Raw genomic sequence first — 448 nt, forward strand, 5'->3', positions numbered from 1 at the left:
CGGCGCAGGATGCGGGCGACCTTCTCGATCGACCGCCCGCCGAACCACATGGCCATGACGAGGCCCGCCCATTGCTGGATGTCGCCGCCGAGCGGATCGGTCGAGCCCCAGCCGAGGACCTTGTCCCAGACCATGCACTTGGCGACGAAGATGGCGAGCGACCACATCACGACGGCGCGCGGCGCCGACGTCCACCAGCGGCCGTCGTCGATCCGGATCTGGTCGATCCGCAGCTCCGCCTCGCGCTGCTGCACGGCGAGCTCGCGAGCGGCGAGATCGGCGGCGATGCGCTCCGAGCTGTTGCCGGCCTCGAGCTTCGCCTTGTAGGCGTTGATGAGCCCGTTCACGACGGGCCCGCCGATGAGCGATGCGATGGTCGACCAGATCACGGCACACCTCCGGCGGCCCGTGCCCGGCGCCGCGAGATGACCGCCGAGACCTTCACGAC

At 70.3% G+C, this 448-nt stretch carries 1 protein-coding gene; it reads right to left on the reverse strand.

Features of this window, described 5'->3' with window-relative positions; all coding sequences use genetic code 11:
• Positions 1 to 389: hypothetical protein (locus CH341_RS31880; RefSeq protein ID WP_111423742.1), on the reverse strand; the 389-nt coding region annotated here is incomplete at its 3' end.
• Positions 390 to 448 lie beyond the last annotated feature (59 nt).

Origin of the sequence: Rhodoplanes roseus, from assembly GCF_003258865.1 — a bacterium.
Classification (GTDB): domain Bacteria; phylum Pseudomonadota; class Alphaproteobacteria; order Rhizobiales; family Xanthobacteraceae; genus Rhodoplanes; species Rhodoplanes roseus.